This is a genomic window from Maricaulis sp. (genome assembly GCF_048268525.1).
In the GTDB taxonomy this organism is placed as follows: domain Bacteria; phylum Pseudomonadota; class Alphaproteobacteria; order Caulobacterales; family Maricaulaceae; genus Maricaulis.
In genome coordinates this window covers 54,671-77,864 of record NZ_JBLWVH010000001.1, presented here as the reverse complement: position 1 = coordinate 77,864, position 23,194 = coordinate 54,671, and the positions used below count along the sequence as shown (strand labels likewise).

23 protein-coding genes are annotated in these 23,194 nt (G+C 64.5%); 6 read left to right on the top strand and 17 right to left on the bottom strand.

Going from position 1 to position 23,194, the window contains the following annotated elements; translation table 11 throughout:
• Positions 1-819 precede the first annotated feature (819 nt).
• The 3 genes from ACN0X9_RS00380 to ACN0X9_RS00370 are packed head-to-tail and all read right to left on the bottom strand — an operon-like array spanning position 820 to position 3,669.
• Positions 820-2,145 carry an amino acid permease gene (locus ACN0X9_RS00380; protein ID WP_417485653.1) on the bottom strand — a complete coding sequence of 442 codons (1,326 nt, stop codon included), beginning with the start codon at positions 2,143-2,145 and terminating at the stop codon, positions 820-822.
• 30 nt (positions 2,146-2,175) lie between these two features.
• Positions 2,176-3,252 (bottom strand): aromatic ring-hydroxylating oxygenase subunit alpha, encoded by a 1,077-nt coding sequence (locus ACN0X9_RS00375; protein ID WP_417485652.1) that lies wholly within the window; start codon positions 3,250-3,252, stop codon positions 2,176-2,178.
• Between the two features lie 51 nt (positions 3,253-3,303).
• Positions 3,304-3,669 (bottom strand): VOC family protein, encoded by a 366-nt coding sequence (locus ACN0X9_RS00370; protein WP_417485651.1) that lies wholly within the window; start codon positions 3,667-3,669, stop codon positions 3,304-3,306.
• A gap of 80 nt (positions 3,670-3,749) precedes the next feature.
• Here ACN0X9_RS00370 and soxR point away from each other — a divergent pair, with 80 nt between their 5' ends.
• Positions 3,750-4,226 (top strand): redox-sensitive transcriptional activator SoxR, encoded by a 477-nt coding sequence (gene soxR, locus ACN0X9_RS00365; protein WP_417485650.1) that lies wholly within the window; start codon positions 3,750-3,752, stop codon positions 4,224-4,226.
• Between the two features lie 89 nt (positions 4,227-4,315).
• Here soxR and ACN0X9_RS00360 read toward each other — a convergent pair whose 3' ends face one another.
• Entirely contained in the window at positions 4,316-6,520 is a 2,205-nt protein-coding gene (locus ACN0X9_RS00360; RefSeq protein ID WP_417485649.1) for a M3 family metallopeptidase, read from the bottom strand.
• A 166-nt stretch (positions 6,521-6,686) separates the two neighbouring features.
• On the opposite strand from ACN0X9_RS00360, the gene ACN0X9_RS00355 reads away from it, so the two are divergent.
• Entirely contained in the window at positions 6,687-7,820 is a 1,134-nt protein-coding gene (locus ACN0X9_RS00355; RefSeq protein ID WP_417485648.1) for a nitrilase-related carbon-nitrogen hydrolase, read from the top strand.
• Here ACN0X9_RS00355 and ACN0X9_RS00350 read toward each other — a convergent pair.
• Both ACN0X9_RS00350 and ACN0X9_RS00345 read right to left on the bottom strand, forming a co-directional pair.
• The gene (locus ACN0X9_RS00350; RefSeq protein WP_417485647.1) at positions 7,766-8,920 is read right to left on the bottom strand and encodes a peptidase family C69; all 1,155 of its coding nucleotides are present in this window, start codon (positions 8,918-8,920) and stop codon (positions 7,766-7,768) included. The two genes, ACN0X9_RS00355 and ACN0X9_RS00350, sit on opposite strands and share 55 nt — an antisense overlap.
• Positions 8,920-10,278, bottom strand: a complete 1,359-nt coding sequence (locus ACN0X9_RS00345; protein ID WP_417485646.1) for a flavin monoamine oxidase family protein — start codon at positions 10,276-10,278, stop codon at positions 8,920-8,922. The genes ACN0X9_RS00350 and ACN0X9_RS00345 overlap by 1 nt, the downstream gene beginning before the upstream one ends.
• Before the next feature lie 140 nt (positions 10,279-10,418).
• Here ACN0X9_RS00345 and ACN0X9_RS00340 point away from each other — a divergent pair, with 140 nt between their 5' ends.
• The 3 genes from ACN0X9_RS00340 to ACN0X9_RS00330 all read left to right on the top strand — a co-directional run bounded on the left by ACN0X9_RS00340 (position 10,419) and on the right by ACN0X9_RS00330 (position 12,982).
• The gene (locus ACN0X9_RS00340; RefSeq protein WP_417485645.1) at positions 10,419-11,021 is read left to right on the top strand and encodes a DUF1134 domain-containing protein; all 603 of its coding nucleotides are present in this window, start codon (positions 10,419-10,421) and stop codon (positions 11,019-11,021) included.
• Entirely contained in the window at positions 11,021-11,539 is a 519-nt protein-coding gene (locus ACN0X9_RS00335; protein ID WP_417485644.1) for a GNAT family N-acetyltransferase, read from the top strand. The genes ACN0X9_RS00340 and ACN0X9_RS00335 overlap by 1 nt, the downstream gene beginning before the upstream one ends.
• Positions 11,540-11,653: 114 nt before the next feature.
• Positions 11,654-12,982 carry a hypothetical protein gene (locus tag ACN0X9_RS00330; protein WP_417485643.1) on the top strand — a complete coding sequence of 443 codons (1,329 nt, stop codon included), beginning with the start codon at positions 11,654-11,656 and terminating at the stop codon, positions 12,980-12,982.
• Here ACN0X9_RS00330 and ACN0X9_RS00325 read toward each other — a convergent pair.
• On the bottom strand, positions 12,979-13,416 hold the full coding sequence (locus tag ACN0X9_RS00325; RefSeq protein WP_417485642.1) for a MerR family transcriptional regulator: 438 nt from the start codon (positions 13,414-13,416) through the stop codon (positions 12,979-12,981). The genes ACN0X9_RS00330 and ACN0X9_RS00325 overlap by 4 nt on opposite strands.
• 72 nt (positions 13,417-13,488) lie before the next feature.
• Between ACN0X9_RS00325 and ACN0X9_RS00320 the strand changes: the two genes are divergently transcribed.
• Positions 13,489-14,175: a cation transporter gene (locus ACN0X9_RS00320; protein ID WP_417485641.1), complete on the top strand. Its 687-nt coding sequence runs from the start codon at positions 13,489-13,491 to the stop codon at positions 14,173-14,175.
• On the opposite strand, the gene ACN0X9_RS00315 is transcribed toward ACN0X9_RS00320, so the two are convergent.
• From ACN0X9_RS00315 to ACN0X9_RS00270, 10 genes are all read right to left on the bottom strand, one after another.
• Positions 14,127-14,576 (bottom strand): hypothetical protein, encoded by a 450-nt coding sequence (locus ACN0X9_RS00315; RefSeq protein ID WP_417485640.1) that lies wholly within the window; start codon positions 14,574-14,576, stop codon positions 14,127-14,129. The two genes, ACN0X9_RS00320 and ACN0X9_RS00315, sit on opposite strands and share 49 nt — an antisense overlap.
• A 195-nt stretch (positions 14,577-14,771) precedes the next feature.
• Entirely contained in the window at positions 14,772-16,124 is a 1,353-nt protein-coding gene (locus ACN0X9_RS00310; RefSeq protein ID WP_417485639.1) for a peptidoglycan-binding protein, read from the bottom strand.
• Between the two features lie 181 nt (positions 16,125-16,305).
• The gene (locus ACN0X9_RS00305; RefSeq protein ID WP_417485638.1) at positions 16,306-16,920 is read right to left on the bottom strand and encodes a nucleotidyltransferase family protein; all 615 of its coding nucleotides are present in this window, start codon (positions 16,918-16,920) and stop codon (positions 16,306-16,308) included.
• A gap of 2 nt (positions 16,921-16,922) precedes the next feature.
• The gene (pheT, locus tag ACN0X9_RS00300) at positions 16,923-19,322 is read right to left on the bottom strand and encodes a phenylalanine--tRNA ligase subunit beta (protein WP_417485637.1); all 2,400 of its coding nucleotides are present in this window, start codon (positions 19,320-19,322) and stop codon (positions 16,923-16,925) included.
• Between the two features lie 19 nt (positions 19,323-19,341).
• Positions 19,342-19,923 carry a hypothetical protein gene (locus ACN0X9_RS00295; protein WP_417485636.1) on the bottom strand — a complete coding sequence of 194 codons (582 nt, stop codon included), beginning with the start codon at positions 19,921-19,923 and terminating at the stop codon, positions 19,342-19,344.
• A complete protein-coding gene (locus ACN0X9_RS00290; RefSeq protein WP_417485635.1) occupies positions 19,920-20,552 on the bottom strand; it encodes a hypothetical protein in 633 nt (210 codons plus the stop codon). Before ACN0X9_RS00290 ends, ACN0X9_RS00295 begins: the two co-directional genes overlap by 4 nt.
• 7 nt (positions 20,553-20,559) lie before the next feature.
• Positions 20,560-21,642, bottom strand: coding sequence for a phenylalanine--tRNA ligase subunit alpha (gene pheS, locus ACN0X9_RS00285; RefSeq protein ID WP_417485634.1), 1,083 nt, complete (start codon positions 21,640-21,642; stop codon positions 20,560-20,562).
• A gap of 324 nt (positions 21,643-21,966) precedes the next feature.
• On the bottom strand, positions 21,967-22,323 hold the full coding sequence (gene rplT, locus ACN0X9_RS00280) for a 50S ribosomal protein L20 (protein WP_417485633.1): 357 nt from the start codon (positions 22,321-22,323) through the stop codon (positions 21,967-21,969).
• A 30-nt stretch (positions 22,324-22,353) separates the two neighbouring features.
• The gene (gene rpmI / locus ACN0X9_RS00275) at positions 22,354-22,554 is read right to left on the bottom strand and encodes a 50S ribosomal protein L35 (protein ID WP_075191477.1); all 201 of its coding nucleotides are present in this window, start codon (positions 22,552-22,554) and stop codon (positions 22,354-22,356) included.
• Between the two features lie 158 nt (positions 22,555-22,712).
• Complete coding sequence (locus ACN0X9_RS00270) at positions 22,713-23,165, bottom strand: MerC domain-containing protein (RefSeq protein ID WP_417485632.1); 453 nt, start codon at positions 23,163-23,165, stop codon at positions 22,713-22,715.
• Positions 23,166-23,194: the final 29 nt, after the last annotated feature.

Here is a 23,194-nt window from a genome sequence, read left to right as displayed (position 1 = left end):
GGCGGGAAGGCGGGCCAAGAGGTCTCCTTTCCTGATGTTTGAAGTGATCGACAGGTTTGCCCGCGCCACGGTGTTTCCACCTGGCGGTTTGGGCCGTTGAGGGGTGCGAGGTGCCTTGCCGGTGCCTAGCTATGGAAGTGTTCGTGGGTGGCGCCGGGGGCACCTCGCACACGGAGATTTACTCAGATCCCTTACGGGTCCCGTCTCGAAACCGACAGGATCAAACGGTCGAGCTTTGTGCCGCCGTCCTGCCGATGGCCACGCCGGGTCTGGTGGTGGTCAACTCCACCCAACCGGACGAGCTCCGTCCTCCCCACGCCCCCGGATAACCAATCCGGGCCTCAAGATGGCCTGGGAACGGGAGGATTATGCGATGGGGCGGAAGGGGCGAGGATAAGTTTATGGCTATCCCCACTCCACAGACCGTCATCCCGATGGCAATCGGGACCCAGACTGCGACGCGAAGTCTTTGCCATGCCAAGCGAAATCGCGCCTGCGAGACTGGGTCCTGACTTTCGTCAGGATGACGGTTGTGGGTGCGTAGGGCGGGGATAAGTTCCGATTTCCGGCGCAATTGTCATCCCGGCCACCCGCTTTCGCGGGCGCATACGCCCGCCCTCCGCCAGCTGCCGCGTGCCTATCCCTCTCAAACCAAATCCATTTTTCCCGGCCGCAGCCCCGCAATTGCGGGGCTGAGAGCCGGGACCGACAGGCCTGTCCGGCAGGCGATGAGTCTCCCGTTGATCCCGGATGACGCTGCGCGACTCCGGGAAAAATGGAAGGAGGGATGGATCTGGGGATATAAATGCGGCGCCTGGCCTACACTGTCACCGCCTTCGGCTTGCCCAGCCAATAGGCTGGGAGGCCGGCCAGGATCAGCACGCCGCCCCAGGCCAGGACTTCCAGTCCCGAGCCCAGTACAGCGAAGGCGGAATAGGCACCGGCGGCGAGGGCGATGATGGCCCAGCCGCGCGCGGATCGCCAGGAATGGCGCAGCTCGGCCACCGCGCTGACCAGCAGCGGCAGGAGGAGGCAGACCGTGCTCATCATCGCCAGGAAGGTGAAGGCGCCTACCAGTCCGCGCGAGTAATTGGCGACCAGCAGGACCGAGCCGAGCCCCAGCGACAGGAGGAGGGAGAGTTGCGGCGCGCCGCCCTTGTTGCGTCGCCCCAGGGCAGCGGGTGCCAGCCGGTCCAGCGCCAGAGCCATCGGCATCTGGCCGGACAGGAAAATGATGCCGTTAAGCGCCCCGGCCGTGGACACCATCGCCCCGATGGCAATCAGGCCGGGGCCCCAGCTACCCAGCGCACGGGCCGCATCGGAGAAGGGTGAGGTCGAGCTGGCCAGATCGGCAGCCGGCACAACCAGCATGACCGCAGCGGTCGCGGCGATATAAATGAGGGCGACCGTGATTGTGCCGATCACGGTGGCGCGCGGAACGGTGCGGGCGGCATCGCGGACATCACCGGCGGGCACGGTCCCGGCTTCGAGGCCGGCAAAAGCCCACATGGTCAAAAGCGCTGTCGCGGCCAGCACCGGGAAGAAACCGCCACCGGATGGATTGACCTCCGGCAGGTTGGCGACATCGCCGGTGAAAAAGCCGATGCCGATCACCAGGAAGATCGGCACCAGTTTCAGGACCGTCGTCAATAATTGCACGATGCTGGCATCGCGAATGCCATGCAGCGAGATCAGGCCCAGCCCCCAGATCAGCGCCAGGCCGCAGCCCATCTGGGCCAGCGGCGAGGCGCTCAGGGCCGGGATGAAGACAGTCAGATACCCGACAAAGGCAATCGCAATGGCCGGGATGGATATCCAGTAGGAGGCCCAATAGCCCCAGGCGACAAGAAAGCCGGTGAGATCGCCGAACGCGTCATGGGCATAGGCGATCGGGCCGCCGGTCCGGGTCGTGCGATGGGCCAGTCGGCCTAGCACCAGTGCCAGCAGGATCGAGCCGCCAGCCGTCACCAACCAGCCGGAAAACCCCATCAAGCCGTAGGGGGCGAGGACGGCGGGCAGCATGAAAATGCCGGATCCGATCATGATCCCCACCACCAGGGACCAGCAGCCCCAAAAGCCGATCGCCTTGTGGGCCGGCTTGTCGAGTGGGGCAGCGTCGTGCGCAGCCGTCTTGTGGTCTGTCATGTTCGTCTGTCCCCCCGGACGCAGAACCCGTCAGCCACAAGCGGCGTAGGCATCCCGTAGCAGATTGTGCCAGTGCCAGACGCCGGCCTCCTGGTCGGGCGAAAGCCGACCGGGCTGGTAGGCGCCGGAGGCAAGGCCTTTCTGGACGTGCTCGCAGATCATGCGATCCTCGTCCTGGACGCTGTCGGAGAAGGCGTCATCGGCCTCGGCCCGTCCGGCTTCACCGTCGGCATAGTAGAAATCAAACTCGACCCGGCAGGCGTCCGGCCCGTTCGCCACCACCCGATTGGTCTGCATGCGACCCGGCAGGATATTGAGCATGGTGTTGGGCCAGATGAAGAAGTAGAGCGCCTCACCGGCCGCATAGGCCTCGGTCTCGGCATCGACCGGCGAACGCTGAAGGGACCAGTAGCGCCCCAGCTCGGTCTTGTAATCGGGGTATGAGACCACCTGCGTCAGGTCGGGATGGACGAAGGGCAGGTGATAGCCCTCCAGGTAGTTGTCGACATAGACCTTCCAGTTGCAGGCCACGTCATAGATGCGGGAATGATGATGGCTCAGACCGGCCAGCGCGACAGTGTCCGCAATCGCATCGATACCGGCCATGATCTCGTTGAAGGCTGGACCCGGGCGCGTGCGGGCAAAGACCAGCCCGCCCCAGACCTCGACCTCGATCCGCTCCAGCGCGATATCGTGATGATTGAAGCCTTCGGCGGCCTGCATTTCCGGCGCGGTGCGCAATTGCCCGTCCAGATCATAGGCCCAGCCATGATAGGCACAGCGCAGGCGCTTGGCGCCCTTGCCATCGCACAGGGCCAGCGGCCCGGCCCGGTGCCGGCAGATATTCAAGAACCCGTTGAGCTGACCGTCGCCATTGCGCACCAGCAGGATCGGCACGCCGCCGATCTCGCGCACGATGTGATCACCGGGCCCGGCCAGCGCACTGGCCGGCGCCACGACCTGCCAGCCGCGGGCGAGGATCTCACGCTGATCCAGCGCCAAGGCCTCCGGCCCGACATAGCGAGCCGGATCAAGCGCGCGGGCTGCCGCGAGCGGGCGTTTCGGGTCGGCCTTGTCAGTGGAAGGCGGGGCGGAATGATCATCCATGCCTGGACGCTAGCGACAACCGCCCTGCCTGCCAATGAATTCCCTGCCCGATCAGGCGTAGCTGATCACCTCGAACTCGATCCCGTCCGGATCGTCGAAGTAGAAACGCCGGCCCGGCTCGTAGTCGGCATGGGAGTGGGTGTGAATGCCGCTGGCGGTGATCCGCGCTTCGGTGGCGTCGAGATCATCGACCAGAACACCAATATGGTTGAGCCGTCCGGTTGGTGTCTCAGTCGGCTTGGCGTAGGCATAGACGGCGACATAGCTGTCCTTGTTGCCGACATGATAGGTGGTGCCGCCATTCTTGGCCGGGCCGTGCCAGCGCACCTGCCAGCCGAACCATTCGGTGAGGCGGCCGGCGGTGGCTTCAGGGTCGCTGACCGTCACATTGACGTGTTCAAGCATCGCATTTGTCATCGGAATCTCCTGTACTGCGACCGGCTTGGCCGCTGGAACAGGCTGTGAGATAATTGCTCAACCTTGGTTGAGGTCAAGCTATGGAATCGAAAAAAGTCACATCGCCATCTGCCAGTGATCCCCTGTCCATCGGACAGCTGGCCGAACGCACCGGCGTCTCGGTCTCGGCGATCCGTTTCTACGAGGACAAGGGCTTGGTCCAGCCGGGCCGGAATGCGGGCGGGCAGCGCCGCTTCAAACGCGCCGATGTGCGGCGCATCTCCTTCATCCTGATCGCCCAGCAACTGGGTCTGACCATCCGCGAGATCGGTGATGCCCTCACCGCCCTGCCCGACCGGCGCACGCCGACCCAGGCCGACTGGGCCCGGATCAGTCCCGGCCTCAAGGACCGGCTCGACCAGCAGATCGAGGAACTGACCCGGATGCGCGGGCGTCTCGACAGCTGTATCGGTTGCGGTTGCCTGTCGCTGAAGGCCTGCCAGCTCTACAATCCGCGCGACCGCCTCGCCGGCCTTGGCGCCGGCCCGCATTTCGGGGTGACCGACCCGCCGGATTGATCCGCCCGCATCGCAGCCAAAAAAGGCCGGCAAGAAAAAGGCCGGCAGGTTGCCCCGCCGGCCTTGTCTCAATCAGGCTTTGAAAAGCCCTATTCGGTGACCGGGAAACCGCGATCGCGCATCAGAGCCGATACCTCGGCGTCGCGGCCACGGAAGAGGCGATAGGCCTCGGCCGGGTCCATCGAGTTGCGCGGGGCAAACAGGTAGTTGACCAGATCGGCGGCAACTTCCGGGTCATAGTAGCCACCCGGTGCCTGCTCGAAGGCTTGGGCGGCATCGGACGTCAGCACGTCGGCCCACATGTAGCCGTAATAGCCGGCCGAATAGCCCTCACCCGAGAAGATATGCCCGAAATGCGGTGAGCGGTGACGCATGACGATCTCGTCCGGCATGCCCAGACGCTCGAGCGTTTCACGCTCGAACGTGTCCGGATCGCTCATCTCGGCCGGATCGGTGGTGTGATAGACCATGTCCATCAGCGCCGAGGCCAGATACTCGCCGGTCGAGAAGCCCTGGTTGAAGTTGGCGGCCGCCCGGATGCGGTCGATCAGGGCCTGCGGCATCGGCTCGCCGGTCTCGACATGAGTCAGGTAGTTGTTGACCACCGGATCGGTCAGCACCCAGCGCTCAAGCAACTGCGACTGGAATTCGGTATAGTCGCGCACGCCGCCATTCAGGGTCGGATAATCGACATTGGACGACAGGCCGTGCAGGGCGTGACCGAATTCGTGGAAGAAGGTCGTCGCGTCATCGAACGAGACAAGGACCGGCTCGCCCGGGGCGCCTTCGACGAAGTTGGAATTGTTGGTGGCCAGGACATTGGTCTCGCCATCAATCGTCGAGTGCGAACGGAAGGAGTTTGCCCAGGCGCCCGAACGCTTGCCCTGGCGGGCGAAGGGATCGAGATACCACAGGCCGACATTCTCGCCGGTCTCGCGATTGGTGACTTCCCAGACCCGCACGGTCGGGTGCCAGACCGACACCTCGCCCTCGGGCAGTTCGCGGAAGGCAAAGCCGAACAGCTCGCCAGCGACGTAGAACATGCCTTCGCGCAGATTATCGAGCTGCAGGTATTGCTTCACCTCTTCACTGTCGAGGTCGTAGCGGGCCGAACGGACCTGCTCGGCGTAGTAGCGGTAATCCCAGGGCGCGATGGTGATGTCATCGCCATTGGCATCGGCCAGGGCCTGCATGTCGGCGACTTCTTCCTCGATGCGGGCGACAGCGGCGGTCCACACGCCTTCCATCAGCTCCATGGCGCGCTCCGGCGTACCGGCCATGCGGTTTTCCAGACGCCAGGAGGCGTAGTTGTCATAACCCAGCAGGCCCACGCGCTCGTGGCGCAGCTGCAGGATCTCGCTGATGACGGCGTTGTTGTCGTACTCGCCACCATTATCGCCGCGCGAATAATAATTGTTCCAGACCTGCTCGCGCAGATCGCGCTCGTCCGAGAAGGTCAGGAAGGGATCCATCGACGAGCGGGTATTGATGATGGCGTACTCGCCCTCATGACCGCGCGTCGCGCCCGCCGCTGCAGAAGCGGCAACGAAGTCCGCCGGCAGGCCGGCGAGCTGGTCTTCGCTGAGATAGGTGACGTAGTTTTCTTCGTCATTCAGCACGTTGTTGCCGAAGGTGCGGTGCAGTTCGGCGAGACGGGCATTGATGGCGGCATAGCGCTCGGCTGCTTCGCCTTCCAGCATCGCGCCATTGCGGGCGAAGCCGTCATAGGTCAACTGCACGACGCGCTGCTGGGCCGGCGTCAGCGTCGCCATTTCCTCGCCTTCATAGACCGCACGGACGCGACCGAAGAGGGCTTCATTCTGGGTGATCTGCGACGAGAAGGCCGACAGTTCGCCGGACATTTCGCGCTGGATGTCGCGGAATTCCGGCGACGACATGTTGGACGACCAGATACCCCAATGGCTGAACACACGCCCCAGCGGTGCACCGGCGCGCTCCAGCTCGAGAATGGTGTTCTCGAAGGTGGCCGGCTCGGGATTGGCGGTGATGGCGTCGATCTCGGCCAGGTTCAGCGCCATGCCTTCACGCAGCGCGGCGCTCAGATCATCAAGGCTGGCGGCGTCGAAGTCCGGCGTGCCGCCATAGGGGCCGGTCCACTCGGCCAGCAGCGGATTGTCGAATGTGGCCGGCGCGGTGTCAGCCGCGTTGGCTGCGGTGTCGGTGGTGTCGGTCATCGCGCTGGTTTCACCCGTATCGGCGGTGTCTTCGGCAGGCGTGCAGGCGGCGGCAAAAAGCGCGGCCGTGCTCGCAGTGATCATCATAAGTTTGCGCATCTGGAATGCTCCCCGGAAAATCCTGCGCGCACCCTACCCGCCTACGCCCTGTCGCAAAAATGAAGTTTTCACCATCTGCACAGCGAAAGTCCCGGCTCCACCCCGCAGCCGCGCCTTGATCTGACGCCGCCGGACCGTCACCTTCGCCGCCGAAGGAGACACCGACATGCCGAAACTGGCCTTCGCCCTGTTTGCGCTGATCCTGCTGGGCGGCCTGTGGGGCATCTACCGGACGCCACCGGCGCCGATCGTGGGCGGTGAGCTCGAGCTGGCGGAGATCACGCCCGCGGCTTCGGGGAACAGCCCCCACCTCGTCGCCATCCAGCCATGGATGCGGACCCGCGATTATCGCAGCGCGGCAACGCTGGAACACCGTCTCGACGCCTATCTGTCCGAGGCCCGCGATGCCGGACTGCTGGCGTCGGGCAGCATTGTCGTGATGCCGGAACATATTGGCACATGGCTGGTCGCGGCCGACGCACCTGCCGCCAGCTTCAGCGCCGGTACGACCACAGGCGCCATGACCCACCTCATCCTCGCCAACCCCCTGCCCTTTGCTGCCGCCTTCCTCCGTTCGAACGAAGCAGACCGCATGGCCGCCGCCGTCTTCCGCATGCGCGGAGACCGGATGGCGCGGGACTATCAACGCGTCTTCGCCCATCTGGCCGAACGAAACGCGATAACGCTGGTCGGCGGCTCGATCGTATTGCCGGAGCCGCAGGTCCGCGATGGCCGGCTGATTGCCGGCAACGGACCACTCTACAATGTCTCGGCGGTTTTCCATGCCGACGGATCGATTGACCCGGCTCTGGTACGCAAGGTCCACCCGATTCCCGATGAGGCCGGCTTCACCGCCGCCGCAACCGTCGACAACCTGCCGGTCTTTGACACGCCGTCGGGCCGCCTGGGCGTGCTGATCTGTGCCGACAGCTGGCATCCCGATGTTTACGCAGCGCTGCGCGAAGGCGGCGCCGGCATCATCGCGGTGCCGGCCTATCTGCAACCCTCCGGCGTCTGGGACCAGCCCTGGGGCGGCTATACCACCGGCTGGCCGGACGATGTCGACCCGGCCGTGATGGCCCGGCACACCGAAGGCGACGCCTGGATGAGTTACAGCCTTGCCGACCGCCTTTTCTCGACCGATGCCCGTTGGGGTGCGACCGCCTTCATGCGCGGGGCGCTGTGGAACCTGGGTTCGGACGGGGCCAATATACTGGTGGCCGGCGACACGGCCTGGATTGCCGGTCAGTTGGACGGCGCATCGATTTCGGCCTTGCCGCTACCCGCATCCAGACCATGATCATCCCAGGCCGTGACCAGGGCTTCGGCGACATCCGGACGTCCGGCCTCGATCGCCGGCAGGATGTGCGCCTCCGCTGCGGCGATGCGATTGCGGACCTGGTTTCGGCCTGACGGGTCACGGGCCAGCGCGTCATGACGCGCCGCGCCGTTCTCCCACAGCGTGTCCGACAGCAGGCTGGACGGACCGTCAAAGGCCACAGGGCGGTAGAGCGAGATACAGGGCGTCTTACTGCCGGTCATGGCGATGGCCGGGGCTTCGCCCGGCGCCATCCGTACCAGCATGGAATTGGTTGTGTGGCTGGGGCGCATGAGGCCGCCATGATGCAGGCACAGATCGCGGTTCGAGCCCTTGGTGAAACCGTCGCCCCGGTCATGCGAGCGCATGATGCCGGCCAGAGCGGTAAAATCCGGCTTCTCCAGGCCCTCAAGTGCGTTCAGCGCGCAGGCCCGGCGCTCGCGGGCGCGACCGAATTTCGGGCGCAGCCAGGTCTCGTCATTGGCACCAAAACCTTCTGTCGGCGCGCCCTCGGAGGCCATCGTTACAGGGCCTTCAAGTGAATACGCATTGGAAATCGCCGCGTGGCGCTTCACGCGCTCCAGCCGCCAGTCGCGACCGCAGGTCTCCAGCACCAGAATTTCAGCCGCATCGGCGATCAGGAAGCTGTTGTCATAGCGAAACCCCTTGTCGCGCCAGCCCGCCGGTCCGCCCTGCCCATGTGTCTCCAGCAGATGGATGATGATCGCCGCCGATTCATGTGCCGAGCCGCCCCGCTCCAGTCCCAGACGGACAAGGTCCATGCCCAGCAGGGCCTTGCCCCGCTTCATCACCCTGCGCGAGAACACGGCTTCATTGCCGATCACCACGCCGGACGCATTGACGCCCATCTCGGCGCCCCACATCCATGAGGGCCGCGACAGGATGGTCGCCTGCCGGTCGGGGACCTGGTCAATCTCTATATGGGTGCAGGCGAGTTTTTCGGTGGGGTCATCGATCACCGCTGCATGTCGCTCGACACGCTGGACCTCGCCCGGCTCGCGGTCGGAATTCTTGGCAAACCAGACGGCCCCGCCGCCACGAATGACCAGCGTGTCGCACATCACCCGACCTCCAGTGCTGCTCGCACTTCACCCACCGCCCGTTCGGCCGCTTCCAGCGCGCCCTCGAAGTATCCGTAATACTGGCTCGCGGTCTCGGTACCGGCCATGTGGACCGGCCCCAGAGATGTGCGCAAATGCGGGCCATGCCCTGTCCACACGCCAGGCCCCATCAGGGCCGCATAACAACCGCGCGACCAGACCTCCGACGTCCAGTCCTGGTCAACATAATCGATCGGATCAAGCGCCTGCTCGCCATAACAGGCCGCGAAGGCTTTCAGCACGGCGGCCTTGCGTTGCTGCGGGTCGCGGGCGGCCCACAGGCGGGCGTGATCCCCCTCAATGAAACCCAGCAATTGCCCGGCCGCCTTGCCGGACTCGGTGTTGTCGAAAGTGACCCGGACATCCAGTTGCGGCGCGACCGCCTGACCGGCCAGCCCGCTATCGCGCCAGAATGGCGTGTCATACTGCGCGACACATTTGATGCAGGCGCCCGGCGGCATGCGCAGCCACAGGCCGGACTTGGCAGCCGGCAGGACCGGGTCCCAGTCGATCCGCATCGCCTGGTTGGGCGGCAAGGCGAGAATGGCCCGCCGGGCGGCCAGCGGACCGGTCGAGGTGTCGAGCTCGACGCCATCATCACTCCAGCGGATCGTCCGGACGGCCGAGGACAGACGTACCCGCTCTCCCAGCCCGTCGGCGATCCCAGCTGCCAGACCGGCCATGTCACCATGTACCCGGTCCTGTTGGGCCCCGCCGGTGGTCGAGACCAGATTGTCGAGGGAGGTGCCGGCGCGGGCGTAGAAGAGACCGTGCAGGAGCGAGATTTCATGCGGCTCGGCGGCGAAAACCGCGCCAATGCCGACCGCGAACAGGTCGAAAGCGTCGCGGGTCCAGGCTTTCCTGCGCATCCATTCGGCAACCGTCATCGAGTCCCAGAGCGCCGCCTTGGGATGCAGCCAGGGCGAGACCGGGTCGATTTGCGCCGCCAGGGCGTCAAAGCCGCTCATCATCAAATGGACATTGGCCAGGACATGAGGGGCGAGTTTCGGAATCGTGCCCGTATACCGCGACAACCGTCCGCGATTGAGCATCAGCCGGTCGCCCGCATCGTGCAGTGGGTAGGTGGTGCGCCCCTCGGCCTCGATGAGCGCGTAAAGACGGTCCTGACCCGGACCGACCCATTGGCCGCCGACATCGACGGTATCGCCATTGTCGAATGTATGCGCGAGTGCGCGACCGCCAACACGGTCGCGCGCTTCCACGACACAGACGTCAAGATCATCTGCCAGCAATTGCGCGGCGCGCAGTCCCGACAGGCCGGCGCCAATGACAGCTACATCGTGTTTCGTCTGTGTCATGGCGTGCCCGCCCTTCCCCGCGATCGCGCAATCATGGCACGGTCGCGGAGCGACGTTAACGAAGCCATAACCCTTTCGCCGCTCTGTCGCCCCAATCGCCTGCGAAAAGCGGCAGGTCCCGTTTGCCAATGGAGCTTTCCATGCGTGCCCTCATGACTGTCATCGCTGCGCTTGCCTTCGGCTTTTCCGCGCCGGTCTTCGCACAGGAGCAGGAAACCACTGATTATGGCCAGCCGAGCGAGTATTCCGAGCCGGTCGAATCCTATTCCCAAGACGAGATCGTCGATGCGGTTTCCGACTTTTTCGGAGTCACCGCTGAAGCGGCGGCGAGCGCCATGGAGCGCGTGTTTTCAGACCTCGGACGACCGGTCGGCTATATCGCCGGCGAGGAGGTCGCGGGTGCCGCCGGGATCGGTCTGCGCTATGGCGAGGGTTACCTCACCCTGCGCGGCCTGAATGAACGCCAGAAGGTTTACTGGCGCGGACCGTCGATCGGATTCGATGCCGGCGGCAATGCCAGTCGGGTCTTCGTGCTGGTCTATAATCTGGACGATGTGGACCGCCTCTACCAGCGCTTTCCGGGCGTCGAGGGCACGGCCTATTTCGTCGCCGGGCTGGGCGTCAATTACCAACGCGCCGACGAAGTCACCCTGGCACCGATCCGTTCGGGCGTCGGCCTGCGGGCCGGAGCCAATATCGGCTATCTGGCCTATTCACGCCGCCGCGCCTGGCTGCCCTTCTGATGCAGATCCGCGCGTTTGAGGCCGATGACGAAGCCGGTGTCGATGCGCTGTTGAAGACCGCCTTTCCCGGCCCGGGCGAGGCCCGCCTTGTGACGGCCCTGCGCGCCGCCGATGCCGATACGCTGGAGCTGGTGGCGGTCGATCACGGCACGGTCGTCGGCACGGTCATGTTTTCGCCGGTGACGGCCCGAGCCGAAGACGCTGACGATCTGTTCGGCGTCGGGCTGGGGCCGGTTGCCGTTGTGCCGGAACACCAGTCCCGCGGCATTGGTGTCGCCCTGATCGAGGCCGGACTGACCTATCTGGCCACGCTGGGCGTGCCCTGGTGTGTGGTGCTGGGTGAGCCGGATTACTACAAGCGCTTCGATTTTGTGCCCGCGGCGACCTGGAACTGGTCCTGGGCCGGTGATCCGGAGGGGCAGTTTGCGGCGGCCTTCCAGGCCCGCGCCCTGAATGGAGCGCCACCGGATGCCGGCGTCGCCACGCTGCACTACCACCCGGCCTTTCTCGGCGTGTGAGTCCAGACGGGACAGCCTCACCCCATCATCCCCCTTTTCGCTATGGCTGTGTCGGTGCCATACTTCCCACTGTGATTGTGGCAGCGCCCGGCGTTGCGGAGTGAGGGGGTATTCATGAGTGGCATCATCCTGTTGGTCAGCATCGGGGTCCTGTTCGTCCTCGCCCTTGCCCGCCAGATACCGCTGCAAATGCTCGGTCGCCTGCTCGGTCCGATAACCCGGCCCCTTGGCAAACTCTTTGGCATGAGAGCCATTACCCGGGCCGGACCCGGCACTGTCCGACCGGCCCATATGGGGCCAAGCGCCTGGGCGGCGCTGTCACGGGCGGCCCGCCACAAGACCGAAACCGAATCCGTGATGGGCGACGGTTTCGAGCATGAGCGCTCGCACATGAGCCGCAGCGGACTGTTGTTTCACTGGCTGGCGGTGAAGGTCGGCTATATCCGCATTCCGGGCGAGCTGACGCCGGACGTCGCCGAGGACTATTTCAAGCAGGGCACCGAGTTTCTCAATGGCCGCGTGAAAATCTCCGCCAATCCGCAAAATCTCTATGAGGACGAGGAAGGGGCGCTGATCGCCAGCTATTTTCCGATCGATCACGGCGCACTCTATCTGCTCAACCAGATGCGCTCGACGATCAATTCGAATGTGCGCAAGCTGACAGTCGTCTTCTCGACCATCATCGCCTTCGTGCTGGTCATCAACCTGCTCTACAATGACGGTTCGATCATCGACCTGCACGCCATGCTGGGTCTGACCGGACCTCTGGGTCTGGGTCCTGCGAGCATGAGCGCCGCTGACATGAACCAGGCCTTCTTCGGCGCCCTGTCGACCCTGGGCGGGGCCTTCCTGATGTGGCTGATCTACTTCGTCGAATATGTGCCCTACCAGCGCAATAATTTCCGCGAACTGTCGAACTTCGTGACCCGCTATCTGGCCCGGCTGAACGATCATTTCCGGACCGCGGCCGGGCAGGCCAAGTCGGTAACGGTGGGTCAGGAGACCGACGCCAGCAAGGTCTCCCATGAAGCGCGGCAATGGCACACCAATGTGCTGTGGATCGCCATGCGGATCTTTTTCCTGGAGAGTTTTGTCCGCAACATCATGTTCCAGATGTTGCGCAATTCCGGCTACTACCTGGTCTTCGTCCCGGTGCTGTTCCTGGCCGTGCTGGCCGGGCTGAACATCACCCTCGTCGAGCTGACCGGCTTTGACGCCGGGGCCCGGCTGGCTGATCTGGGCATCATCTTCGTGCTGTTGTTTGTCAGCATGTTGATCATCTATGGCGGGTTTCTGCGCCGTTCGATGATGAGCATTGACGAGATCAACCAGGATGAGTGGATCGGCTTCGACAGCCTGTTGCTGGAAAACGTGCTCGGCGAAATTGTCGGCAAGTATGCCGAGGATGTCGGCTACTGGAAGAACCGGATGGGTCGCGGCTAGGCGCGCCCGTCCGGACTGTGGTCGCCGTCACACAGGCCATGGTCCGACAGGGTCTGGATAACGCGGCAGTCATCGACCGCGCCGTGCGAGCACTGGGCCACCATGCGCTTGAGTTCGGTGCGAACGGCGCGCAGTCCGGCCAGTCGCCGCTCGACATCGGCCAACTGCTGCCGGGCGATACTGTCCGCGGCGTCGCATGAGGTCTCTGGCTGGCGCGCCATCTCCTGCAGCGCCCGCAAATCATCGAGACCAAAACCGAGATCCCGGCCGTGACGGATAAAGCGCAATTGCTCGAGATGGCTGGCGTCATAGCGTCTCTGGCCGCCGGCAGAGCGGCCGGGAACGTCCAGCATCCCGATGGATTCGTAATAGCGGATGGTCGGGACCTTGACCCCGGTCTGGCGTGACAGCTGGCCGATGGAAATATCTGACATCACCCCTTGAACCTCCAGTCACTAGAGGGATTAGGTTTGACCCTAGTTGATTTGAAATGACAGGAACAGGCCATGTCAGCCAGCTGCGGAAACCATCAGGACTTCGACGGCAGCGCCCCGGGTTTCCGGCGCGCCCTGTGGATCGTGATCACGATCAATGCCGTCATGTTTGGCGTCGAGATGCTGGCAGGAGCCGCAGCCCGGTCCCAGGCGCTCAAAGCGGACGCCCTCGATTTCGCTGCCGATGCAGCGACTTACGGCCTGTCGCTCTATGTAATCGGCAAGCCGGCGCGCTGGCGGGCCAATGCGGCGATGATCAAGGCCATCAGCCTGCTGGCCATCGGCCTGTCCATTCTCGGTTTCGCCCTGTGGCGGGTGATTTTCACCGAGCAGCCCGAGCCGGCCCTGATGGGCTCGATCGCGGTGCTGGCCCTGCTGGCCAATCTGGCCAGCGTGCTGATCCTGATGCGCTGGCGCGAGGGCGATGCCAATGTACGGTCGGTCTGGCTGTGCTCGCGCAATGATGCGATCGGCAATGTCGGGGTTCTGGTCGCGGCAGGGCTGGTCGCCTGGACGGCCTCACCCTGGCCTGACCTGATCGTCGCCGCCATCATGGCTGGCCTGTTCACCACCTCCGCCATCCAGATCCTGCGCCAAGCCCTGGCGGAACGGCGCACGGGCGGCGCGGCCCACCACACGCAATCCGGGGATCAGTGCCCGTCGGTGGAAAAGACCGAGCCGATCGTCTCGTCGGACTGACGCCGACGGTCGGTGTGACCATCCCGGCCATGTCGGCGGGAACGGTCATGACTGCGCGGCGCGGAACAGTCCGAGCAACCCGTGGCGATGCGTTCGCGCACATCGGCCAGGGTCTCGGAGAGGTCGTGGAAGCGGTCCTGCCCGTCATGCCACAGCGCGGCGGTATCCTGGCAGGCGGCCTCGTCAAACCGGTTTTCTTCCAGGCAGCGGTTATAGGTGCGACAGGACGCGGTGGCGAAGCGATAGGACGCATCCAGATCGGTCTCGAATGCCGCGATGATCTCCTGTGTGCGGGTATCGGCGACATTGGCGCCTGCCAGCGCGTCAGCGCGAATGGCCTCGCGATAGCCATGCACTTCGCTCAGCATTTCAAGGCGTTGTTCGGCGAGGGTGTCGACCATGCACATGTTGACTGCCGGCGTGACCGTGTCCCGCGCCACCGGCGGCGGCCGGTGGACCACCGGACCCGGAGCAGTGGGCCCCGCAGGCGGGCGCGTATGCCCACCGCAGGCCCCCAGAGCCGTTGCGGAGGCCAGCATGATCGTTAACATCGTTTTCGAGGTTTTCATCGTCCTCATCCTCCATCATCCCGCCGCCTATTCGGCCGCAGGCGGGGCTCCATCCATTGCCGCCTGATAACAACCGGGCTGGTGCAGTTCATTGCCGTTCGACCGGCGCATTTCGTCGACGCGCCGCTGCCAGGCGAGATAGAAACGGTCGCCATTCTCCTGCGCCTCGTCGATCAGGGCCTGGGAAATCCGGGTCCAGCGCGCGCCCGGCTCGCCATTGACGCCCACCACGCTGCGCAGTCGACGCGCGCGGTCATGACCGAGATCGGCGGCGCGGCGCAGATAGCTGTCAGCGCGCTCCGGGCTCTCGACGATGCCGCACAGGCGGTAGCTGCCCTGGACGGTGCCGGTGCCATACATCACGGCGAGATTGAAATTGGCGCCGGCATGACCGCGCTCGGCAGCCGTTTCCAGCCATTCCAGCGAGGTGTCGATATTCTGCTCGAGGCCAAGACCGGTCGCGAACATGATGCCGAGCAGATTCTGGGCGTGAGCGTCACGGGCTGTCAGCGCGGCGTGACAGACCAGCGTCACGGTCTCGGCCGGGGTCAGCACGCCGGTCAGGTCAAAGCCGAGATCGCTCTGGAAGTCGCGCACCGAACGGCGGGTCATCGGCCCGTAATTGCCGTCGATCTCGCCATTGTAATAACCCAGGGCCGACAGGGCACGCTGGCGCAGGGCCAGCTCGATGATGTCGCCATCATCCTCGGTCTGGTCAAAGCCATAGGCGATCCGCGCCAGGCTCTGCGGCGTGGTCGGACAGGAGCGTTCCAGCACGGCGGCCTGCAAGCGCTGGTGGGCGACCAGTGAGGCCTGGGCGCCACCGACCGAGGAGCCGATCAGCAGGGCTTCGTCCCAGGCCGCACGTGCTTCATCGATGCGGTCGACGGCCTGGTAGGCATCTCCCACACGCAGCCAGCACCGCGCGATGGCGCCGTCATCGACATCATAGCTGTCGGGCGTGCAGATTCGCTCACCGGGGTCTCGCGTGAAGACCGGCGGCCGGGTGATCGGACGGGCCTGGATCGACGAACCGGGGCCGGCAACGCCGGTCGATACGTTGAGCCCGCCCGGCAAAGAACCGTCGCCAGGATTGGTGACGCCGGGCCGCACGTTTGGAGGCGGATCCGGGTAGCCGGCAGGGGCGCTGCCAGTCTGGCTGACACGGCCGGGTTGGACCGGTGGCGAATTCTGTGCGCCCGTCCGGCTATCATTGCCGAACGGCCACCAGCCGCCGCCGCTGGCTTCCGGACAGTACTGCCCGGAACAATAGCCGGCGTCGTAAGCGCGCGCATGGGTGTAGCCCAACACAACGACCAGCCCGATCAGGACGAGGATCGTTGCAGCGGCCTGGGCCAGAAGGGCGGTTACACGCTCCATGTCAGACGTCATCTCCCCCGAGGATCGTCGATCTTGCCGTTAGGTTTCCGTTAACGACCCTAGCGGTTGTGCGGCGGGCTTGCCATACGCCTCACGCGCGATTGACAAAAATTCGACGTTTCGGAGAGGATTTCTTGCGCGCACTCACCGGACAGTTGAAACCCGGGTCGGAAAATTCGCGTCACACGGGAATGGAAACAAAATCCAGCTCGGGCCAGAGCCGGCCTTGCTCGGCAACCTTGCGATTCCAGGCGTCTGGACCGGCTAGATCAGGCACGGGCCGAATCGTTTGCGAGAACACGGCATCGAGACCGAAGGGCGCCAGCAATTCCGGCTGGCCATCACCATCCAGCCGGATCGCCACTGCATGGGTCAGGGAGGCAAAGTGGCGCAGCGCGTCGGTGGTGTCAGCCAGTGGCTCACGCCGCGTGCCATAGGCCTCGTTGAACCAGATATGCACGCGGGCCTGATTGCAGACCTCGACCGGAACCGGCAGATCGGCGAAATGCGCTTCGGCCGGACCCGCCACCGCCGCCTCGGCGTCAGCACCGAGATCGCTGGCGTCAAAATAGGCGAGATCATAATCATTGATCCCGTGGCCACCGGCTCGCCCGGTCTGCGCATTCCACACGGCCTTGTAGACCGCGCCCGCCATCAGCGCCCAATCGGGAAGGCCAAGGCCATGCGCCCGCTGCAGGACCGTCACGGCCAGCGGGTCGGCCATCACCGCATCGATCACAAACGCCGCCTGCTCCGCCGCGGGCGGAACAGGCCAGCCGGATGTGCCTCCGGCCATGATCAGCTGCGCAGGCTGGCGCCGGTGGCCTTCTCGACCTTGGCCACAATGCCCGCAGCGATCGCCTCGATCTCTTTTTCGGTCAGTGTCTTGTCGCGCGGCTGAAGCGTGACCTCGATGGCCAGCGAGACCTGACCGTCCGGCACGCCCTTGCCGTCATAGACGTCGAACACGGACACATTCGTGATCATCTGCTTGTCGGCGCCCTTGGCGGCGCGGACCAGCGTATCGGCGGCGACCGACTTGTCGGCCAGGAAGGCAAAGTCACGGGTGACCGGCGTCAGGTCGGCCCGCTCGAGCGGGGTTCGGGCCTTGAGACCGGAGGCCTTCTTGGGCTGCGGGATCGCGTCGAGCACGATTTCAAAGGCCAGAACCCGGCCATCAATATCGAGCGCCTTGAGCACGGCAGGATGGATTTCGCCGAACTCGGCCATCACATTCTTGGGCCCCAGTCGCAGCACACCGGAACGGCCCGGATGCCACCATTCGCGCGCTTCGGCGGCAACCTGCAGGCTGTCGACCGGCGCACCAGCGGCAGCCAGCGCGGCGAGGGCATCGGCTTTCGCGTCGAAAATGTCCGGCTGGCGGGTGCCGGCCCAATGGCGCCCGGCCTCGACACGGCGAACGCCGGTCGCGACCAGTTTCTGACCCTTGTCGGTGTCGTCGAGATAGATCGGTCCGACCTCGAACAGGCGCGCATCATCCTGACCGCGATCGGCATTGGCCTGCAGCGCGGTGAGAAGATGGATCAGCGCTGTCGGACGCATGACGTCGAGCTCGGAGGAGATCGGGTTTTCCAGTTCCAGCCCGTCGCCATGACCGCCAAACAGCTTGGCCTGCTCTGTGTTGCAGAAAGACCAGGTGACAGATTCCGAATAGCCCCGACCGGCCAGCGCGCGGCGGGCATGACGGGCGCGCAACTGCATCACCGTGGCCGGCGCTTGCCGGCGGACCGGCGGACGCGGCAGCGAGACAGCGTCGAGCTTGTCATAGCCGTGAATGCGGGCGACCTCTTCGACCAGATCGGCCTTCTGGGTACAATCCATGCGCCAGCTGGGAACACCGACGGTCAGCACATCGCCCTCGCCTGATGGCTCAAAGCCCAGCGTTTCCAGGATGCGGATGATCTCGGCGCGCGGCAGGTCGAGCCCGGTCAGGCGCTTGACCTCGGTGATCGGCAAATCGATATCGGCGGGCGCTGCCGGCGTTTCACCGGCGACAATCACCTCGGAGGCTTCACCGCCGCAATATTTCAGCACCAGCTCGGTCGCCTGCTCGATACCGGCGCGAGGAGAGGCAGGATCAACCCCGCGCTCGAAACGGTATTTGGCATCGCTGTCGATACCGGTCGCCTTGGCGGTGGCGCGGACCTGCAGCGGTTCGAACCAGGCGCTTTCGATGAAGACATCGGTGGTTTCGGACGTCACGCCGGAATAGGCGCCCCCCATTATACCGCCAAAGCCGAGACAGCGGGCGTCATCGGCGATCACGCACTGGTCGTCGCCCGGCACATGTTCCTTGTTGTCGAGCGCCTCGAACCGATCCGCCTCGCCCTTGCCGCGCCGGGCCCGGATCGTCCCGTCCAGCTTGGCCAGGTCATAGACGTGCAGCGGGCGGCAGCGATCAACCGAGATCATGTTGGTCATGTCGGCGAGGAAGTTGATGGGCCTGAGGCCGATGGCCTTGATCGCCTTTTTCAGCCAGTCCGGGCTCTCACCATTCGTCACACCCCGGATCACACGGCCGGCGAAGACCGGGCAGGCTTCCGGCCAGTCCAGCTCGACCTTGACCGGACAGGGGAAGTTGCCGGGGATGGCGTCGATATCATGGGTCTTGAGCGTGCCAATCCCGGTCGCGGCAAGGTCACGGGCAATGCCGCGCACGCCGAGCCAGTCGGGGCGGTTGGGCGTGACTTCAAAATCAAGCACCGGATCAGCCTGGCCGAGCGCGACCACCGCCGGCGTACCGACCTCGAAGGGCTCGGGCAGATCGATGATGCCGTCATGATCCTCGCCCAGCTCGAGCTCTTTCGCCGAGCACATCATGCCATGGCTCTCGACACCGCGGATCTTGCGCGGCTTCTTGTCCAGCGCGAAATCGAGGCCCGGGATATAGGTCCCCAGCGGCGCGTAGATGGCATACATGCCGGTGCGGGCATTGGGCGCGCCGCAGACAATCTGCTTGGTGCCATCGACGGTCTCGACCGTGCACACTTTCAGCTTGTCGGCATCGGGATGCTTTTCCGCATGCGTGACATGGCAGACCGTGAAGGCCGCAAATTTCTCCAGCGGATTGTCGATATGCTCGATTTCCAGACCGGCCATGGTCATGGCGTCGGCGATCTCCTCAAGGGAGGCGTCGGTATCGAGGTGGTATTTCAGCCAGGAAAGCGGGAATTTCATCGTCGGCTCCTGCCGTCACTTACAAGTTGGAATCCGGATCGGCCGCCGGGCAGGCGTCGATCGGTTCGGGATGATTGGTCCGGCCATCGCGGCGGGCCGTCCAGCACCGTCCATAGACGGAGCAGTAACAGGCCTCGACCGTGACAGCGAAGAAGTCTTGCTGGTAGTCACGGATGAGCGGCCAGCGCTCTTCACTGGCCGGCCATGTAATCTGGGCCAGGACAACGGTTTCACCCGGCGCGAGGATCGCGCCCTGGCTGCCGCCGGTCCACATGTCAGGGCGTGGCAGACCGTCCGGCCGACGCGTCCCCATCTCTTCCCAGTGGCGCAGTGCCTCACCGGCAAAGACCGCGTCGATCCGGTTGATCAGGGCCGGACCAATACCGTCATTGGTCATACCGACGAGAAAGATGTGCTGGCCATCCTCGGTCGACATCTGGGTCTCGACCTGCACCGCCGGCCAGACATCGGCATGCTGCTGCGCCCGCATCACCCGCGACTGGTCCCACGCCACGAACAGCGCGATGGCAGAGATCAGGATCGCTGCCAGCGAGGTGATGGCGGTGTGATTGGATTTGAGCCAAGCGATGATCGATTTCATGGGACTGGCACCTCCGCCCCGGTGGCGATGCGTGAAGCCTGCCCGCCGTTCGGTCCGCCGGCCACACCGATGCGCTCAAACGGATCAACATCGACCACAGGACAGCTGCGCACAGGGGACCGGCCCGCATTGTCGGACGACGCGGTCCAGCATCGATCGAAGACCGAGCAGTAACAGGCGACAACTGACCATTCCTCCCATTCCGCCAGAAGCGCACCGAGCTCGTCTTCACTGAGCGAACCGCGTTCCCACACGAATGTGACCGGCTCGACTTCTCCGCCCGGCGCCAGGGCCCGGCCGTTCACGCTGGACCAGGACCGGTCAAAGCCGGCCGGCAGGAGCGCTATCAAGGCATTGAAGTCATCCAGCTGAACACCACGACGCCTCAGGCTGACACTTTCGATCATCGCCGGACCGACACCATTATTGACGACCCGAAGGCCGACACTGCGCAAGTCGGGGGTGGAGCTCACAAAGCCGTCAAGCTGCAACACTGGCACCACCGCCCCATGCTGCTGCGCCCGCATCACCCGGCCCTGATCCCAGGCAACGAAAAGCGCCGCAATGCCCACAAGCATCGCGCCTATCCCGGTCAGGGTCTGGTGGTTATTTGTGAGCCAGCGCCACATGGGTCCCTCAGCTCAGCCCCGTCGCCAGATTGGCCTGCAGCAGCGGGCTGAACCCGTAATGGGCCATCCAGCGGACGTCGGAATTGAAGAAGTCGCGCAGGTCCGGCGCGCCGTATTTGAGCATGGCGAGGCGGTCGACGCCCATGCCGAAGGCGAAGCCCTGGTATTCGTCCGGATCGAGACCGCAATTGCGGATCACATTCGGGTGGACCATGCCGCAGCCGAGGATTTCCATCCATTTGTCGCCGGAGCCGACCTTCACCGCATCGCCGACGCGCTCATAGCGCACATCCATCTCGGCGCTCGGTTCGGTGAAGGGGAAGTGGTGCGGGCGGAATTGCGCCTCCACCTGGTCTGTCTCGAAGAAGGCGGCGATGAAGTCCATCAGCGTGCCCTTGAGGTGACCCATATGGGTTTCCTTGTCGATCACCAGGCCCTCGACCTGGTGGAACATGGGCGTGTGGGTCTGGTCCCAGTCGCAGCGATAGACACGACCCGGCGCGATGATGCGGATCGGGGTCTTGCCTTCCAGCATGGTGCGGATCTGCACCGGCGAGGTATGCGTGCGCAGGACTTTGCGCATGCCGTCGGCGTCCGGCTTCATGAAGAAGGTGTCCTGGGTGTCGCGCGCCGGGTGACCTTCGGGGAAGTTGAGGGCGGTGAAATTGTGGAAATCGGTCTCCACGTCCGGCCCTTCGGCGACAGCAAAGCCCATATCGGCAAAGATCACCGCCAGCTCTTCCATCACCTGGGTGATCGGGTGCAGCGAGCCCTTCGGTTCCGGCCGCACCGGCAAAGTCACATCAACCGTCTCCGACGCCAGCGCCGCATTGAGGGCTGCCGCTTCCAGATCAGACTTGCGCACCTCGATGGCGTCATTGAGCCGGGCCTTGAGACCATTGAGGGCCGGGCCCATCACCTGACGCTCTTCCGGGCTCATCTTGCCCAGCTCGCGCATCATCAACGACACCGAGCCCTTCTTGCCCAGCGCCGCAACGCGCACCGCGTCCAGCCCGGCCTCATCGGTCGCGCCATCGATCTGGCTGCGGACCTCGGCTTCAAGCGTGTCGAGATTGGAAGTGTCGGTCATGTCATGTCGTCCCATACGGTCGGGAATGGATTTAGCGGCTGCGGTTTTGTGTGTCGACCATGTGGCGCGGTGAAGGGCAAACAGGTCCTCGCTCCGCTTTTCCACTACCGTCATCCCACGGGGACCGCGAAGCGGGCATCCGGGGACCTGTGCTTCCCTGTCTGCCGGAGGGGCGAGGTCACCCGGATCGCGACGGGGTCGCGACCGTGGGATGACGGTGGCCAGTTTCCGACGGGAGATGCCCACTTCGTTTAGGCACCACAATCAAAAAGGCCCGCCAACATCACGCTGGCGGGCCTCTTCAAAACTCGAACTGCCAGGCGTTTAGCCCAGAGCCGCACGCGCTTGGTCGACCAAGGCCTTGAAGGCGTCCGGCTCGTGCATGGCGATGTCGGCGAGGACCTTGCGGTCGACTTCGATGCCGGCCTTGGTGAGGCCGTTCATGAAGACCGAATAGCTCATCTCGTGCTGGCGGGCGCCGGCATTGATGCGCTGGATCCACAGGGCGCGGAAATTGCGCTTCTTGGCGCGACGGTCGCGATAGGCGTACTGGCCGGCCTTTTCCACGGCCTGGACGGCAACGCGGAACGTATTCTTGCGGCGGCCGTAATAGCCCTTGGCTTTCTTGATGACGGCCTTGTGGCGTTTTGCGGTCGCCGGTCCGGATGTAACTCGAGACATGTCTAAGTGCTCCTACTCGGTGCCAGCGGCTTAAAGGCCGTTCGGGATGTATTTTTTGACGATCTTGGCGTCCTGGGGTGACAGGGTCACCTGGCCGCGCTTGTTGCGGATCTGCTTGGGCGTCCGCTTGATCATCCCGTGGCGCTTGCCGGTCTGGCCCGCCTTGATTTTACCCGTGGCGGTGAGCTTGAAGCGCTTTTTCGCGCCGCTCTTCGTCTTCATCTTCGACATTTTCATCTCCTTTGCAGGACGCGGCGAGCGCATCCGGTGGATGGTTCAGCCAGCGGGCATGTCGAATTCGGCCCGGTTGGCTGGTGTTGGAAGCGGGGGTTTATACCCTCAATGACCCTGATTGCAAGCGGTCATGCGAGTCGCGGGCGCACGCAAACTCAGTGCGAATGATCGTCACACAGCCCGCAATCGCGCTCATGCACGTGCCCGGCCCGGGCGCGCGTCCGCCAATTGGCGAAATGAGCCCCGGCGAGCACGGTCACGCCGGTCAGCGTCAGCACAGTCTCGATCGTCGTCGAAAACACATGGGAAGCCCCCAGCGCCATGACCGACAGGCCGGCCAGACCAATCACGAAGATCGGCCAGCCAGCACGGGTCGCCCGCACACTCCAGCCGAGACCGACCAGCGAGACAGGCGCCGCGATGGCGAGCAGCAGGAGATGCCAGTCATGGCTCAGCCCCAACAATTCACCGGCCTCGGGCGCCAGCATCGGCGTTGCCGCGGCGGCGGCCGGCAGGAACAGGCAATGGGCGATGCACAGGGCTGACAGGCCGACGCCGGTGGCGTCGAGCTTGCCCTGGTTGTCGGCGATGTGGCGGTGAAGAGGCATGGGGCATCCGGCTGCGTTGCCTGAATGAT

What these genes read in the sequence shown, in the direction of transcription:
- ACN0X9_RS00380 (WP_417485653.1), bottom strand. Translation starts at nt 2,145, where the DNA reads ATGACAGACCACAAGACGGCTGCGCACGACGCTGCCCCACTCGACAAG.
- ACN0X9_RS00375 (WP_417485652.1), bottom strand. Translation starts at nt 3,252, where the DNA reads ATGGATGATCATTCCGCCCCGCCTTCCACTGACAAGGCCGACCCGAAA.
- ACN0X9_RS00370 (WP_417485651.1), bottom strand. Translation starts at nt 3,669, where the DNA reads ATGACAAATGCGATGCTTGAACACGTCAATGTGACGGTCAGCGACCCT.
- soxR (WP_417485650.1), top strand. Translation starts at nt 3,750, where the DNA reads ATGGAATCGAAAAAAGTCACATCGCCATCTGCCAGTGATCCCCTGTCC.
- ACN0X9_RS00360 (WP_417485649.1), bottom strand. Translation starts at nt 6,520, where the DNA reads ATGCGCAAACTTATGATGATCACTGCGAGCACGGCCGCGCTTTTTGCC.
- ACN0X9_RS00355 (WP_417485648.1), top strand. Translation starts at nt 6,687, where the DNA reads ATGCCGAAACTGGCCTTCGCCCTGTTTGCGCTGATCCTGCTGGGCGGC.
- ACN0X9_RS00350 (WP_417485647.1), bottom strand. Translation starts at nt 8,920, where the DNA reads ATGTGCGACACGCTGGTCATTCGTGGCGGCGGGGCCGTCTGGTTTGCC.
- ACN0X9_RS00345 (WP_417485646.1), bottom strand. Translation starts at nt 10,278, where the DNA reads ATGACACAGACGAAACACGATGTAGCTGTCATTGGCGCCGGCCTGTCG.
- ACN0X9_RS00340 (WP_417485645.1), top strand. Translation starts at nt 10,419, where the DNA reads ATGCGTGCCCTCATGACTGTCATCGCTGCGCTTGCCTTCGGCTTTTCC.
- ACN0X9_RS00335 (WP_417485644.1), top strand. Translation starts at nt 11,021, where the DNA reads ATGCAGATCCGCGCGTTTGAGGCCGATGACGAAGCCGGTGTCGATGCG.
- ACN0X9_RS00330 (WP_417485643.1), top strand. Translation starts at nt 11,654, where the DNA reads ATGAGTGGCATCATCCTGTTGGTCAGCATCGGGGTCCTGTTCGTCCTC.
- ACN0X9_RS00325 (WP_417485642.1), bottom strand. Translation starts at nt 13,416, where the DNA reads ATGTCAGATATTTCCATCGGCCAGCTGTCACGCCAGACCGGGGTCAAG.
- ACN0X9_RS00320 (WP_417485641.1), top strand. Translation starts at nt 13,489, where the DNA reads ATGTCAGCCAGCTGCGGAAACCATCAGGACTTCGACGGCAGCGCCCCG.
- ACN0X9_RS00315 (WP_417485640.1), bottom strand. Translation starts at nt 14,576, where the DNA reads ATGGTCGACACCCTCGCCGAACAACGCCTTGAAATGCTGAGCGAAGTG.
- ACN0X9_RS00310 (WP_417485639.1), bottom strand. Translation starts at nt 16,124, where the DNA reads ATGGAGCGTGTAACCGCCCTTCTGGCCCAGGCCGCTGCAACGATCCTC.
- ACN0X9_RS00305 (WP_417485638.1), bottom strand. Translation starts at nt 16,920, where the DNA reads ATGGCCGGAGGCACATCCGGCTGGCCTGTTCCGCCCGCGGCGGAGCAG.
- pheT (WP_417485637.1), bottom strand. Translation starts at nt 19,322, where the DNA reads ATGAAATTCCCGCTTTCCTGGCTGAAATACCACCTCGATACCGACGCC.
- ACN0X9_RS00295 (WP_417485636.1), bottom strand. Translation starts at nt 19,923, where the DNA reads ATGAAATCGATCATCGCTTGGCTCAAATCCAATCACACCGCCATCACC.
- ACN0X9_RS00290 (WP_417485635.1), bottom strand. Translation starts at nt 20,552, where the DNA reads ATGTGGCGCTGGCTCACAAATAACCACCAGACCCTGACCGGGATAGGC.
- pheS (WP_417485634.1), bottom strand. Translation starts at nt 21,642, where the DNA reads ATGACCGACACTTCCAATCTCGACACGCTTGAAGCCGAGGTCCGCAGC.
- rplT (WP_417485633.1), bottom strand. Translation starts at nt 22,323, where the DNA reads ATGTCTCGAGTTACATCCGGACCGGCGACCGCAAAACGCCACAAGGCC.
- rpmI (WP_075191477.1), bottom strand. Translation starts at nt 22,554, where the DNA reads ATGTCGAAGATGAAGACGAAGAGCGGCGCGAAAAAGCGCTTCAAGCTC.
- ACN0X9_RS00270 (WP_417485632.1), bottom strand. Translation starts at nt 23,165, where the DNA reads ATGCCTCTTCACCGCCACATCGCCGACAACCAGGGCAAGCTCGACGCC.